This window comes from Kocuria sp. SM24M-10, assembly GCF_001027955.1.
Lineage (GTDB): Bacteria > Actinomycetota > Actinomycetes > Actinomycetales > Micrococcaceae > Kocuria > Kocuria oceani.
Genome location: NZ_LDNX01000066.1, coordinates 20,599 through 33,227, shown reverse-complemented (window position 1 = coordinate 33,227; position 12,629 = coordinate 20,599). Strand labels below are relative to the sequence as shown.

The 12,629-nt window shown below is 75.0% G+C and carries 13 protein-coding genes; 3 read left to right on the top strand and 10 right to left on the bottom strand.

Annotated elements, in window-relative coordinates; genetic code table 11:
• Nucleotides 1–614: thiamine pyrophosphate-binding protein (locus ABL57_RS08155; protein ID WP_047802956.1), on the bottom strand; the 614-nt coding region annotated here is incomplete at its 3' end.
• Complete coding sequence (locus ABL57_RS08150; protein WP_047802955.1) at nt 611–1,393, bottom strand: cyclase family protein; 783 nt, start codon at nt 1,391–1,393, stop codon at nt 611–613. The genes ABL57_RS08155 and ABL57_RS08150, both read right to left, overlap by 4 nt.
• 266 nt (nt 1,394–1,659) lie before the next feature.
• On the opposite strand from ABL57_RS08150, the gene ABL57_RS08145 reads away from it, so the two are divergent.
• Together ABL57_RS08145 and ABL57_RS08140 are read left to right on the top strand one after the other, a co-directional pair.
• Entirely contained in the window at nt 1,660–1,956 is a 297-nt protein-coding gene (locus ABL57_RS08145) for a DUF1540 domain-containing protein (RefSeq protein ID WP_047802954.1), read from the top strand.
• A gap of 226 nt (nt 1,957–2,182) precedes the next feature.
• Entirely contained in the window at nt 2,183–2,752 is a 570-nt protein-coding gene (locus tag ABL57_RS08140; protein WP_047802953.1) for a hypothetical protein, read from the top strand.
• 36 nt (nt 2,753–2,788) lie between these two features.
• Here ABL57_RS08140 and ABL57_RS08135 read toward each other — a convergent pair whose 3' ends face one another.
• The 5 genes from ABL57_RS08135 to ABL57_RS08115 form a co-directional block, all read right to left on the bottom strand.
• Nucleotides 2,789–3,292 carry a metallophosphoesterase gene (locus ABL57_RS08135; protein ID WP_047802952.1) on the bottom strand — a complete coding sequence of 168 codons (504 nt, stop codon included), beginning with the start codon at nt 3,290–3,292 and terminating at the stop codon, nt 2,789–2,791.
• Nucleotides 3,293–3,296: 4 nt separating this feature from the next.
• A complete protein-coding gene (locus ABL57_RS08130) occupies nt 3,297–4,379 on the bottom strand; it encodes a HoxN/HupN/NixA family nickel/cobalt transporter (RefSeq protein ID WP_152683322.1) in 1,083 nt (360 codons plus the stop codon).
• Between the two features lie 97 nt (nt 4,380–4,476).
• Nucleotides 4,477–5,829, bottom strand: coding sequence for a rhodanese-like domain-containing protein (locus ABL57_RS08125; RefSeq protein WP_047802951.1), 1,353 nt, complete (start codon nt 5,827–5,829; stop codon nt 4,477–4,479).
• A gap of 145 nt (nt 5,830–5,974) precedes the next feature.
• Nucleotides 5,975–6,373 carry a thioredoxin gene (gene trxA / locus ABL57_RS08120; protein ID WP_047802950.1) on the bottom strand — a complete coding sequence of 133 codons (399 nt, stop codon included), beginning with the start codon at nt 6,371–6,373 and terminating at the stop codon, nt 5,975–5,977.
• Nucleotides 6,374–6,501: 128 nt separating this feature from the next.
• Entirely contained in the window at nt 6,502–7,365 is an 864-nt protein-coding gene (locus ABL57_RS08115; RefSeq protein ID WP_047802949.1) for a sulfite exporter TauE/SafE family protein, read from the bottom strand.
• Between the two features lie 411 nt (nt 7,366–7,776).
• On the opposite strand from ABL57_RS08115, the gene ABL57_RS08110 reads away from it, so the two are divergent.
• Nucleotides 7,777–8,319 (top strand): type 1 glutamine amidotransferase domain-containing protein, encoded by a 543-nt coding sequence (locus tag ABL57_RS08110; RefSeq protein ID WP_047802948.1) that lies wholly within the window; start codon nt 7,777–7,779, stop codon nt 8,317–8,319.
• Nucleotides 8,320–8,405: 86 nt separating this feature from the next.
• Here the strand turns inward: ABL57_RS08110 and nhaA are convergent, their stop codons facing one another.
• The 3 genes from nhaA to ABL57_RS08095 form a co-directional block, all read right to left on the bottom strand.
• Nucleotides 8,406–9,830 carry a Na+/H+ antiporter NhaA gene (gene nhaA, locus ABL57_RS08105; RefSeq protein ID WP_082157306.1) on the bottom strand — a complete coding sequence of 475 codons (1,425 nt, stop codon included), beginning with the start codon at nt 9,828–9,830 and terminating at the stop codon, nt 8,406–8,408.
• A gap of 205 nt (nt 9,831–10,035) precedes the next feature.
• A complete protein-coding gene (locus ABL57_RS08100) occupies nt 10,036–11,640 on the bottom strand; it encodes an ABC transporter permease (protein ID WP_047802947.1) in 1,605 nt (534 codons plus the stop codon).
• Entirely contained in the window at nt 11,637–12,557 is a 921-nt protein-coding gene (locus ABL57_RS08095; protein WP_047802946.1) for an ABC transporter ATP-binding protein, read from the bottom strand. Before ABL57_RS08095 ends, ABL57_RS08100 begins: the two co-directional genes overlap by 4 nt.
• Nucleotides 12,558–12,629: the final 72 nt, after the last annotated feature.

Sequence of the window (12,629 nt, the reverse complement as noted above, 5' to 3'; positions counted from 1 at the left end):
CCGGCCACGAACACCGGCCGCCGGGCGGCGGCCAGCAGCGCGGCGAGCCGGCCGGCGTCGTCGCCGTGCGGGCGCACCCGCGGGGCGGGCGGGAGCACGGGGACCTCGGAGGTCTCCGGCGCGGCGGCGGCCTGGACGTCGAGGGGCACGCTGAGCACCACGGTGCGGCGGTCGTTGCGGGCGCGGCGGAAGGCCCGGACGACGTCGGCCACGGCGCTCGCGGGGGAGTGCACCCGTTCGGCCACCGCGCCCACGGACCGGGCGAGGCCGTCCTGGTCGACCCGGAAGTTCGAGTGCACGGCCGCGGCCTGGGCGTCGGCGGTGAGCACGACCAGCGGCGTGCGGGACTTGGCGGCCTCCCCGATCCCGGTCACCGCGTTGGTCAGCCCGCAGCCCTGGTGGGTGCTCAGCACCGCGACGCGCCCGCTGGTGCGGGCCCAGGCGTCGGCCATGGTCGCGGCCCCGCCCTCGTGCCGGGCCGCGGTGAACGGCACGCCCGCCGCGATCAGTGCGTTGGTCAGGTGGAAGTTGCCGCTGCCGACCACGCCGAAGACGTGTCCGGCCCCCAGCTCGGCGAGCGTGCGGCCCACGAGCTGGGCGACGGTGCCGGTCACGCCCCGGCCCGCTCGACGAGGGCGAGCACCCGGGCGGGGCTGCCGGTGCCGCCCACCACCGGCAGCGGGGCCACGACCAGCTGGGCGCCGAGGACCGGCAGCCGGTCGAGGCCGCGCAACGACGTCAGCCCGTACTTGTCGGCGCCGAGCAGGTGGTGGTGGGCGGGGAAGGGCGGGTCGAACCCGCCCGCGACGCCGGCGTCGATGCCGACGGTCTCCACCCCGAACCCGCTGACGTGCGGGTGCGCGGCCAGCCACTGCGCGGCCGCCACGGAGGGCCCCGGCGCGTGCAGGCCGTGCTCGTCGGCGTTGAGGAACCGCGTGGGGTCCTCCCCGCGCGCGGACCAGCCGGTGCGCAGCAGCACCCAGCAGTTCCGCGGGAACCGCCCGTGCTCGGCCTCCCACCGCTCCAGGTGCTCGGGCTCGAGCAGGGCGTCGGCGTCCGCCTCGGCCTCCGCGGTGAAGTCCACCACCGCGGCGGGCCCGACGAGCCGGGCCGGCTCGATCCGGTCCACCGACTTCCCGTGCCGGCCCGTGATCCAGTGGACGGGGGCGTCCAGGTGCGTGCCGGCGTGCTCGCCCAGCCGCAGGTCGTTCCACGCCCAGCCCGGCCCGGCGTCGTCGAAGGCGCTCACGGGGGTCATGGACAGGCCCACCGTGTTGGCGAAGGGCGCGGGCAGCTGCAGGATCGGCGTCTCCGGCGTCAGCGGCGTGGTGAGGTCGACGACCTCCACCGTCCCGGCGGCCAGCGCCGCGCCCAGTTCGGTCAGGACGTGCATGGGACGGTCCTCCTCCGCCCCCAGCGGGGGCCCTCTGCGCCCGTGGCCTCCGTCGCGGGCCCGGTGCCCTCGCCATGGTGCGGTCCCCGCCATTGTGCCCCGCCCGGGCCGGCCCGGGCACCCGGTCCGGGCACCTGCTCCGGGCCGGCCGGGAATCGGGCACGAAAAGTTGTGCTATCCATGGCCGCCGATGCGGCGCATCCTGGAAGGACGAAGAGGCCGCCGCCGCCGGCCCGGTCTCGTGGACATCCCCAGGAGGATCAGCCATGGCCACCACCGAGTTCGTTCCCGTCTCCGACTGCAGCGTGGGGCAGTGCTCCTACAACCACGACCACGAGTGCACCGCCCACGCCATCACCGTCGCCGGGTCCTCCGGCCACGCCCACTGCGGGACCTTCATCCCGCTGGGCAAGGAGGGCGGTCTGCCCACCGTCCACGCCGAGGTCGGCGCCTGCCAGCGGGCCGAGTGCGTGCACAACTCCCACCTGATGTGCACCGCCCACGACGTGAAGATCGGGGCGGGTGCGGACGAGGCCGACTGCCTCACCTACCAGGCCGCCTGAGCCCGTCCGCCCGACGCCACCCCCTGGTCCCGGCAGCCTGCCGGGACCAGGGGGTGGCGCCGTCCCCGGGCCGTGGCGTTCCGCGCCCCGGGGTGGCCTCGCGTCGGTGCCCGGGGACGGTGCCGCCCCGGACGCCGGGCGCTCAGGGGCAGGCCCCGGTGCGCCCGGCGGGGGACAATGGAGGTGTCCGAACGGAGACCACCGACGACGAGAGGACGGTACGGCCATGGACGAGGAGATCCGGCTCAGCGGAGCCGACCACCCGCACGTGCAGATCCCACGGCTCGGGGAGCTCGATGCGATCTGGGCGCGGCGGATCGTCCTGGCCGCCGTGCTCAGCCTGGTCGTCGGCCTGCTGGGCGGCATCGCCGCGGCGCTGCTGCTCGGTCCGGACGGCCTGCTCGGCCCGGCGCAGTGGGGGCTCCTGGCCGGTGGCGCGGCCCTGCTGCTCAGCGGCGTCGTCCTGTCCCTGGTCCGCGCGGACGACGCCCCCCGCAACGACCTGATGGACGCCCGCGCCCGGGCGAGCAAGGGACTGCGGATGTCGGTGCGCCGGGGTGCGATCCCGCAGGACCCGGTGCTGCGGGAGATGCAGGACTACATGGCGGTGGAGATGGTGCAGTACGCCTGGCCGATCGCGCTCGCCGTGCCCGGCATGGCGCTGGTGGTCTGGGCGATCTTCGTGCCGGCGCCCGTCGTGGTCGTGGCGCTGCTCCTGGTGCTGGTGTGGGCCGCGATCCGGGTCAACGGGACCGTGGTGGGCCGGCGCTACTACGGGCTGCGGGGCCTGCGCTGACCGGCGGTCCCGCTCCCGCCGGTCCGGTCCGCCGGCTCAGCGCCGCGGGAGGCGGAGGAGCTCCACGTCGGTGAGCCGGCCACCGGCGGCGACGGCCGTGACGTAGGTGCAGTACGGCTGCCGCCGCCGGTCGGTGGGGGAGCCCGGGTTGAGCAGCCGCATCCCTCGGGGGGTCGTGCTGTCCCACGGGATGTGGCTGTGGCCGAAGACCAGGACGTCGAGACCGGGATGGGTCCGGTCCATGCGGGCCTCCCGGCCGGCCGCGGCCCCGGTCTCGTGGACCATGCCGAGGCGCACGCCTCCGATCGTCTCGCGGGCCACCTCCGGCATCCGCTCGCGCAGCTCGGGGCCGTCGTTGTTGCCCCACACCCCCACCAGCCGCGCGGCCCGCTCCCGGAGCCGCTCGAAGGTGGCGAGGTCGACCCAGTCGCCCGCGTGCAGGACCACGTCGGCCTCGTCCACCGCCCGCCACACCGGCTCCGGCAGGTCGCGGGCCCGTTTGGGGACGTGCGTGTCGGCGAGCAGCAGGAGTTTCACCATGCGCTCAGCCTCGCACGGGCAGCGGGTCGCCGTCGCGCCGCACCCGTTCCACCAGGCGGGCCGCGAGCCAGGAGAGGACGAAGAACGCGAGCACGCCGATGCCGAGGATGTTCAGGTCCACGGCGGCGACCGCGGCCAGCGGGCCGCCCGCCGGCCGCAGGAGCTCCGCGGCCACGGACAGCAGGCTGGTGCCGCCGATCACGAAGGCGATGGCGACCGAGACGGTGGTGACCGTGAGGTTGTACTCCAGCGTGCGGTGGGCGTCCACGCCGGCCCACCCGTAGACCCGGTGCATGAGGATGCCGTCGGCGCTGTCGAACAGGGTCATGCCCGCGGTGAAGAGCACCGGCAGCACCAGCACGGCGTACCACGGCAGGTCCGGGGCGAGCCCGCCCGCCATGACGAACAGGCCGATCGATGCGGCGGTGTCGAGGCCGAGTCCGAACAGGAGGCCGACCGGGTACATCCGCGCCGGCCGGTCGACCACGCGGGTCACGGGGTGCAGCAGGCGGTGCAGCAGCCCGCGCCCGTCGAGGTGGGCGTCCAGCTCCGCGGGGCCCAGGGCGCCGGCCCGGGCCGAGCTGTGGGCGCGGCGCAGGCGCAGCAGCACGGCCAGGTTGAGGAGCCCCGCGGTGAGCAGGAACAGCCCGGACACGGTGCCGCCCCAGAGGCCCGCGGCCCGGCGCAGCCCGGAGCCCTCGTCCGCGAGACCGCCGGCGAACACCTCGACGCCCAGCGCCAGCAGCAGCACGGACAGCAGGACCACGGAGGAGTGGCCCAGCGCGAACCAGAAGCCGGTGGCCGCGGACTCCCGGCCACGGGCCATGAGGGCCCGGGTGGCGTTGTCGATCGCGGCGATGTGGTCGGCGTCGAACGCGTGCCGGACCCCGAGGGCGTAGGCGCTGAGGCCGAGCCCCACGAGCAGCCCGTCCCCGCCGGGCCCGGCGCCCGCTGCCAGGCCCAGCAGGGCGCCCCAGCCGATGAGGTGCAGGAGGACGACGGCGGCGCCGATCGCCGGCACGGCCCGCCGACCGGCGCGGGACGGGCGGGGGGAGCGGAACGGGGGCGAGGTGCGGGTGGAGCTCACGGGAGGCCTTTCACGGGGCGGTGGGCGTCGGGTGCTCGATCCGGTGGCCGAGGGCAGGGCGCGGGGACCTGGCGCCCGCCGCCGGTCCCCGGCCCGGTCACCGCTCGAGCGGGACGCCCGACCGCTCGGCCTCGTCGAACATCGCGTCGATGTGCACGGCGTCCCTGCCGGCGCGCTCCAGCAGGGAGGCGGCCACCCCGGAGCGGTAGCCGGAGCCGCAGTGCACCCACAGCCTCCCCGCGGGCAGCTCGCCCAGGCGGGGCAGCAGCTCGTGCAGCGGGATGTTGATTGCGCCCGGGATGTGCGAGTCCTGGTACTCGTCCGCGCGGCGGACGTCCAGGATCGGCTCGTCGGCCGGACGGTCGGCGAGCACGTCCTGCCAGCCCACCCGCGGGTAGGAGGACACGGCCGCCCCGGGGGCGAGCCGCCGCGGGTCCTCGCCCAGCGCCGCGTCGGGGGAGTCGATGCCGATCCGGGACAGGTCGCGGATCGCGTTCTCGACGTCCTCGCGGGAGCCCACCAGGGTCAGCTGCCGGTCGTAGGGGAAGACCCAGCCCAGGAAGGTGGTGAAGCTGGAGCCGTCGCCGTACTCGAAGCTGACCGTGCCCCTGAGATGGCCGGCGGAGTACGCCACGCGGTGGCGCAGGTCCACGACCCACTCGCCGGCCGCCAGGCGCGCCCGGAGCTCCTTCGGGGCCAGGGACTCCGGCACGGACAGGTCGGGGGCGGAGGGTCCGGCGGCGTTGGCCGGACCCATGTGCACGTAGTAGTTCGGGTACGCGGTGAGATTGGCGATCAGCTCCGTGACGAAGTGCTCCTCGTCGGGATCGGTGAACACGTGGTTCGTCTCGAGCTGCTCGCCCATCGTGGACCCGGAGGCCCCGGTGGCCGGTCCGGAGGAGCAGAAGGAGCCGAATCCGTGGGTCGGGTACAGGGCGGCCTCCGCCCCGGCCTCCTGCGCCAGGCGCCGTGCCGAGGCGTACTGGTCGTGGGCCAGGCCCACCGTGTGCTCCCGGCCGAGCAGGTCCGTGCGGCCCACGGAGCCGTAGAGGACGCTGCCGCCGGAGAACACGGCCTGTTCCTCCCCGTGCTCCACCACGAAGGAGAGGTGGTGGTGGGTGTGCCCGGGGGTGGCCACGGCCTTGACGGTCATTCCCCCGACCCGGACGGTCTCGCCGTCGGTGATCGGGGTGCGCTCGAAGGAGACGTCGTCGGCGGCGTTCACGAGGTACGCGGCCCCGTGCTTCTGGGCGTAGACGTAGCCGCCGGTGACGTAGTCGTTGTGGATGTGCGTCTCGGCCACGTGGGTGACCCGTACCCCGGCCTTCTCGGCCGCGGCCTCGACCCGGTCGATGTCGCGCTGGGCGTCGACGACGAGAGCGACCGTGCCGTCGTGCACGAGGTAGCTGCGGTCGCCGAGCTGGGGGGTGTCGATGACGGTGATGTCCATGGTGCGTTCCTCCTGGTGTCGTGCGGCGCGGGGCCCGACACCTGCGCGGTGTCGGCGCCGGCCGCGGCCTCGGTGCGGGTGCCGTCCCGGACGGCGGCCGGGTGGCCCCCGGATGCCGGTCCGGCCGGTGGCGGTGCGGCCGGGCTCAGGCCCGCGCGGACTGCCCGCCGGTGGTCCCGGCGGCGGACCGCCGGGCGGCGAGCTGGGCGTGGACCTGTGTCATGTCCAAGTCCCGCACCGCGGTGACGACCTGCTCGAGTCCGGCGGCCGGCAGCGCGCCGGGCTGGGAGAAGACGAGCACGCCCTCCCGGAAGGCCATCAGGGTCGGGATGGAGCTGATGCCGGCGGCGGCGGACAGGCGCTGCTCGGCCTCGGTGTCGACCTTGGCGAACACCACGTCCGGGTGCTTCGCCGAGGCGGTCTCGTAGGTGGGGGCGAACATGCGGCACGGGCCGCACCAGGACGCCCAGAAGTCCACGAGGACGATGTCGTGCTGCTCGATGGTGGAGGCGAAGTCGGCTTCGGTGAGGTCGATGGTGGCCATGGGATTCTCCTTGTCGGTGCTCGGGCTTGTCGGTGGGATGTCGGTGGTCGGGGGCTCGGTGGGTTGCCGGTGCTCCGGGGTGCCAGGGGGCGGCCGGGCGGCGCGGCCCGGGCGCGGTGCGGCGTGGGTCAGGCGGTGAGGGGGGTGCGCAGCGGGCACCGGGGCACCGCGAACCAGCACACCGCGGCCGCCACGCCGGCCGCCGCGGCGGTGACCCCGACGACGGCCCCGGCGGCGCCGGGCAGTTCCTGGACCAGGACGAGGACGCCCATGGCCAGGACGAAGACGCCGAAACCCTGCCGCAGGGCGGCCTCGGGGATGCGCCCGGCGAGCCGGGCGCCCGCGAACGAGCCCAGGACGGCGGCGACGGTCACGGCCCCGACCAGGCCCCAGTCCAGGGAGACCGTGGTGAGGTAGCCGCCGAGGCCGGCGAAGGACTTCATGGCGATGACGACCAGGGAGGTGCCGACGGCCACGGGCATGGACAGACCGCCGAGCAGGGCCAGGGCCGGGACGACGAGGAAGCCGCCGCCGGCCCCCACCAGGCCGGTGACCAGGCCCACGACCAGGCCCTCGGCGACGACCTTCAGAAGGGGCAGCTCGCCGTCGTGGGCGCCGGCGGGCCCGTTCCTCCGACCGCGGAGCATGGCCAGGGAGGTCGCGACCATCATCAGGGCGAAGGCGATCATCAGCACGGCGCCGGGGATGCGTCCGCCGAGCAGGCCGCCGGCGAACGCTCCGGCCATGCCGGCGGCGCCGAAGACCAGGCCGGTGCGCCACCTCACGCGGCCGTTGCGGGCGTGGTGGACGGCGCCGACGGCCGAGGTCACCCCGACCACGAAGAGCGAGGCCGCGATGGCCTCCTTGGGGTCCAGGCCGGTGACGTAGGTGAGGATCGGCACGGTGAGGATGGACCCGCCGCCGCCGAGCAGTCCGAGCGAGATTCCGATCAGCACCGCCAGCAGCAGGGTCAGCACGAGGGTGAGAGTCATGGGTCGTAGTCCTTTGCCTTCGCCCGGCGCCTGTCGTCCGGCGCGGGTCGTGCGGCGGGCCCCGGGGCTCCGGGTGCCGCTCAGGAGGTCGTCGCCAGTCTGGCAGATACCCCACGGGGTATGCAAGTACCCCCGGGGGTATTCCAGGAGCCCGGATGATCGCCGTGCGAGAACGGGCCGCCGGCAGGCTTCCCGATCCGGGCCGTTGCGGCGAGAGTGGACGGGTACGACCGGGCGGGACGCAATCCGTGGGACGCAACCCGTGGGACGCACCGGCGAGAAGTGGTCGCGCGACAGGCCGCGGCGGGACCGGCACGGCAGCCGGTGCCGCGGTTCCCAGTGACCGCGCGTCCGTGCCCACCCGCCCGCGTCCGTCCGTCCATGTCCGTCCACCCAGCAGGAGGTATGCGCATGACCACCGACATCACCGGCAAGAAGATCGCGTTCATCGCCACGAACGGCGTCGAGGAGCCCGAGCTCACCGAGCCCTGGAAGGCCGTGCAGGAGGCCGGCGGCACGCCCGTGCTGCTGTCCCCGGAGCAGGGCAGCATCACCGCCATGCAGGGCGACTGGGACCACGCCGGCAGCTACGACGTCGACGCCACGCTGGCCGACGCCAGGGCCGAGGAGTTCGACGCCCTGGTCCTGCCCGGCGGCACCCTCAACGCCGACAACGTGCGCGTCGACCAGGACGCCCTGCGCCTGGTCAAGGAGTTCGACGCCGCGGGCAAGCCGATCGCGGCCATCTGCCACGCCCCCTGGATCCTCATCGAGGCGGGGCTCGCCCAGGGGCGGCGGCTCACGTCCTACAACTCCCTGGCCACGGACCTCAAGAACGCCGGCGCGGAGTGGGTCGACGAGGAGGTCGTCGTCGACGGCCGGCTCGTGACCTCCCGCAACCCCGGTGACCTCGAGGCGTTCAACCGGGAGGCCCTGAAGCTCTTCGCGGGCTGACGGCACCGAGCACGCGAGAGACCCCCGTCCGGGATCCCGGGCGGGGGTCTCTCTCGTGCGGGGACCGGGCGCGGCGGCCCGGCGGCTCAGCGGCGGCCGTCCGGCCGGACCTCGCCCTCCTGTGCGGCGTCCTGCCGCGCCTCGTCCTCCTCGTAGACGTCGGGGATGCCGTCGTGGTCGGCGTCGACCGACTCCAGCCGCTCGATCTCGCGGTATCGCCTGTTGCGGGCCCGCAGCAGCACCGAGGCCACCGTGGCCGCCAGCAGGGACGCGGTGAGGATCGCCACCTTGGCCTGGTCGCCCGGCAGGCTGCCCGGGTCGAAGCTCAGCTCCGCGATGAGCAGCGAGACGGTGAAGCCGATGCCGGCCAGCAGGGCGACGCCCACGAGGTCGATCCACTGGAAGGCGGGGTCGAGCCGGGCGCGCGTGAGCTTGGTGACCAGCCACGTGGCGCCCACGATGCCGATCGGCTTGCCCAGCACCAGTCCGGCCACGATGCCCAGCGTCACCGGCGCGGAGAGCGCGGAGGTCAGGCCGTCCCAGCCGCCCACGGCCACGCCGGCGGAGAAGAAGGCGAACACCGGCACCGCGAAGCCGGCGGAGAGCGGGCGGAAGCGGTGCTCGAAGACCTCGGCCAGGCCCGGCCCGGCCGAGGGGCCGCCGCTGGCCTGGCTGCGGATCACCGGAACGGCGAAGCCCAGCAGGACGCCGGCCACGGTGGCGTGGATGCCGGCCTCGTGCACGAGCGCCCAGACGACGACGCCGAGGGGCAGCAGGATCAGCCAGGCGGCCGGGGCCCTGAGGCCGAAGAACCGCCGGTACCTCTGCGCCAGGAACAGGTACAGCGCGAACGGGATCAGGGCCAGCAGCAGCGGCTGGACCGAGACGTCCTCCGAGTAGAAGACGGCGATGATCGTGATGGCCAGCAGGTCGTCGACCACCGCGAGGGTCAGCAGGAACAGCCGCAGCGAGGTGGGCAGGTGCGAGCCGATGATGGCCAGCACCGCCACGGCGAAGGCGATGTCGGTGGCGGTGGGAATGGCCCAGCCGCCGGAGGTCTCGGGATCGGAGAGGTTGATCGCGGCGTAGATCGCGGCCGGCACCACGACACCGCCGACCGCTGCCGTGATCGGCACCACGGACTTGCGGAACTCGCGCAGGTCACCGGCCACGAACTCGCGCTTGAGCTCCAGGCCCACCAGGAAGAAGAAGATCGCCAGCAGGCCGTCGGCCGCCCACGTGCCGAGGCTGAGCCTCAGGTGCCAGGGCTCGTAGCCGACCTCGAGGTCGCGCAGGGCGAAGTAGCTGTCCGCGAAGGGGGAGTTCGCCCAGACGATCGCGACGAGGGCTGCCGCCACGAGCAGCAGTCCGCCGACGGTCTCCTTGCGCAGGATCTCCCCGACGCGCAGCGCCTCCCGGTAGCTGCCCCGGCGCAGCGTGTCGTTGCCGTGGTTCTGCGCGCGGTGGTCGGGGTGGTCCTCGGGTCGGACCGTGGGGTCGTGGCTGGACATGGTGGCTCCTTCGTCCGGGGTCGCTGAATGTGCTCATGCCGACCAGACTTCCCGGCTCACCTGGTGCTCAGTCTACGGAACTCGGTGGCGTGCGCGATCCGGGGCCGGCCCCGCGGAGGCGCCCGCGCGACCGGCCGAGGGGCCGCGCACCCGGCCGTCTCCCCGCGTCCCGCCCGCCCGAGGACCGCGGGCGGGCGCGCCCGGGTCAGCCGATCAGGTCCCGGCGCCGGAAGCCCGCGGCGGCGGCCGCCACGAGCGCGAGCCCGGCGGTGGACAGCCCCAGCAGGGGAGCGGCCGCCCAGCCCTCGGAGGGCAGCAGCGGCGTCAGCTGCACCGGGGAGAGGTTCATCGCCCACTCGGGCAGGTCCAGGAGCATGCCGAACCAGGCCACGAACACCACGTACGCGACCACGGCCCAGCTCAACCCCGCCGCCCGGGGCACGATGCTCACCAGGGCGGCCGTGAGACCGCCCACGGCCAGGACCGCCGGGGCGTAGGCGAGCGCACCGACGGCGAGCTCGCCGGTCCAGGAGGTCTCGCCGGTGGTCGCGGTGACCCCCGCGCCCAGGGCGGCCCCCGAGAGCAGCAGCGCCAGGAGGGCCTGCACCCCGACGACGGCCAGCCAGCCCAGCCACCAGCCCAGCCGCGGCACCCCGGCGGCGAGGACCAGCCCGGTGCGCCCGGCCTCCTCCTCGCCGCGCAGCCGGAGCACGGCCGAGACTGCGAACGCGACCACGCCCAGCGCCAGATAGGACAGCATCGCCGCGGCGAAGGACTCGGTGAGGGCGTCGAGGTCCACCACGAGCATGTCGGTGATCGCCGGGATGTCCGCGATGCTGTCCTCCAGGGAGTCGGCCAGGGTGCCGAAGGCCAGGCCGAACAGCACCAGCCCGGCCGTCCAGCCGAGGAACGCGCCGCGGAGCAGGCGGTGGGCCAGTCCCGTCACTGAGAGGAGGGAGCCGCGGGCCGCCGCGGGACCGGGCCGGGCCGCCCGCAGGCCGGCGCCCAGGTCCCGGTGCTGGGCGAGCACGACGGCCGCCGCGAGGAGGGCAAGAGCCAGCGCCGCGGAGAGCGCCAGCGGCCACCAGCGCAGGTCCACGTACATCCGGGTCTGCTGCGCCCACGCGAGCGGGGAGAACCAGGACAGCCAGGACCCGGTCGGCTCGAGCACGTCCCCGGTCCCGCGCACCAGGAAGGCCGCCCCCAGCACGGCCAGGGCCGCGCCGGACGCCGCCCGGGCGTGCTCCGTCAGCTGGGCGGTCACGGCGGCCACCGCGCCGAAGACCAGCCCGGTCAGCGCCGTCGCCAGCCCCCAGGCCACGGCGTCGGGGCCGCCGAGCCCCGCGGCGGTCAGCGCCAGCACGACCGCGGCGCCGACCGCCGCGTCCGCCACGGCGACCGCCCCGAGGGCGGCCGCCGGCGGTGCGAAACGGCCCACGGGCAGGGCGCGGACGGTCTCCAGGCGCCCGGACTCCTCCTCCGCGCGCACGTGCCGGCTCGCGAGCAGGATGCTCATCACGGCGGCCGCCACGAGCACCGACAGGCTCAGCTCGTTGACCGTCATGGCGCCCAGCGTGTAGTCGTCGGCGCCGAAGGCCGGGCCGGTCATCATGACCGCCGCGGGGTTCTCCAGCAACGCCGCCCTGGCCTGGCGGGCCTGGTCGTCCGGGAAGGTCGTCTCCAGGGTGCGCACGGTCCCCCAGACGGTCCCGGCCAGGGCCAGCACCCAGATGAGGACCCGCACCCGGTCCAGCCGCAGGTTCAGCCGGAACAGCCGGCCGGTGGCCGCCCACGGCTCGGCGGTCCTCATCGCGGCGCCCCGGCCCCGTGCTCGTCGAGCCGGTCGCCGTAGTGCCGCAGGAACAGCTCCTCCAGGGAGGGCGGGGCCACGGTGAGGTTCTGCACGCCCAGGTCGGCCAGCACCCGGAGGGCCTCGCCGGCCCGTGCGTCGTCGACGTCGAAGGACAGCCGGCCGTCCTCGTGCACGAGGTGGTGGACCCCGGCCACCGCCGCCAGCCCGGCGGGGTCCGCGGCCGTGGTCGCGGTGACGGAGGAGCGGGTCAGGTGGCGCAGCTGGGCCAGCGTCCCGCTCTGCACGTCCCGGCCCGCCCGGATGATGGTCACGGTGTCGCAGAGCTTCTCGACCTCGGCCAGGATGTGGCTGGAGAGCAGCACCGTGCTGCCCTGCTCGCTCAGCCGGCGGACCTCGTCCGTGAACACGGCCTCCATCAGCGGGTCCAGACCGGAGGTCGGCTCGTCCAGGACGTAGAGCTCCGCCTCGGCGCTCAGGGCCGCCACCAGCGCCACCTTCTGCCGGTTGCCCTTGGAGTAGCTGCGGGCCTTCTTCGTGGGGTCGAGCTCGAAGCGCTCGACCAGCTCGTCCCGGCGGCGCCGGCGTTGGCGGCCGCCGCGGATGCCGGTGAGCAGGTCGATGATCTCGCCGCCGGTGAGGCCCGGCCACAGGCTGGTGTCCCCGGGGACGTAGGCGGTGCGGCGGTGGATCCGCACGGCGTCGGCCCAGGCGTCCTGGCCCAGCACCCGCGCCGTCCCGGCGTCCGCCCGGAGCATCCCCAGCAGCACCCGGATCGCGGTGGACTTGCCGGAGCCGTTGGGCCCCAGGAAGCCGGCGACCTGTCCCGCGTCCACGGTCAGGTCGAAGCCGTCCAGGGCCGTGGTGCTGCCGAAGGTCTTGACGAGCCCGCGGGCCTCGATGACCGGGGTCTCCATGGGCTCTCCTGACGGACTCGGTGCCGGTGACGGGCTCGGTCCCACGCTAGGCACGGGCCGGGCGGCGGACAA

What these genes read in the sequence shown, in the direction of transcription:
- ABL57_RS08150 (WP_047802955.1), bottom strand. Translation starts at nt 1,393, where the DNA reads ATGCACGTCCTGACCGAACTGGGCGCGGCGCTGGCCGCCGGGACGGTG.
- ABL57_RS08145 (WP_047802954.1), top strand. Translation starts at nt 1,660, where the DNA reads ATGGCCACCACCGAGTTCGTTCCCGTCTCCGACTGCAGCGTGGGGCAG.
- ABL57_RS08140 (WP_047802953.1), top strand. Translation starts at nt 2,183, where the DNA reads ATGGACGAGGAGATCCGGCTCAGCGGAGCCGACCACCCGCACGTGCAG.
- ABL57_RS08135 (WP_047802952.1), bottom strand. Translation starts at nt 3,292, where the DNA reads ATGGTGAAACTCCTGCTGCTCGCCGACACGCACGTCCCCAAACGGGCC.
- ABL57_RS08125 (WP_047802951.1), bottom strand. Translation starts at nt 5,829, where the DNA reads ATGGACATCACCGTCATCGACACCCCCCAGCTCGGCGACCGCAGCTAC.
- trxA (WP_047802950.1), bottom strand. Translation starts at nt 6,373, where the DNA reads ATGGCCACCATCGACCTCACCGAAGCCGACTTCGCCTCCACCATCGAG.
- ABL57_RS08115 (WP_047802949.1), bottom strand. Translation starts at nt 7,365, where the DNA reads ATGACTCTCACCCTCGTGCTGACCCTGCTGCTGGCGGTGCTGATCGGA.
- ABL57_RS08110 (WP_047802948.1), top strand. Translation starts at nt 7,777, where the DNA reads ATGACCACCGACATCACCGGCAAGAAGATCGCGTTCATCGCCACGAAC.
- nhaA (WP_082157306.1), bottom strand. Translation starts at nt 9,830, where the DNA reads ATGTCCAGCCACGACCCCACGGTCCGACCCGAGGACCACCCCGACCAC.
- ABL57_RS08100 (WP_047802947.1), bottom strand. Translation starts at nt 11,640, where the DNA reads ATGAGGACCGCCGAGCCGTGGGCGGCCACCGGCCGGCTGTTCCGGCTG.
- ABL57_RS08095 (WP_047802946.1), bottom strand. Translation starts at nt 12,557, where the DNA reads ATGGAGACCCCGGTCATCGAGGCCCGCGGGCTCGTCAAGACCTTCGGC.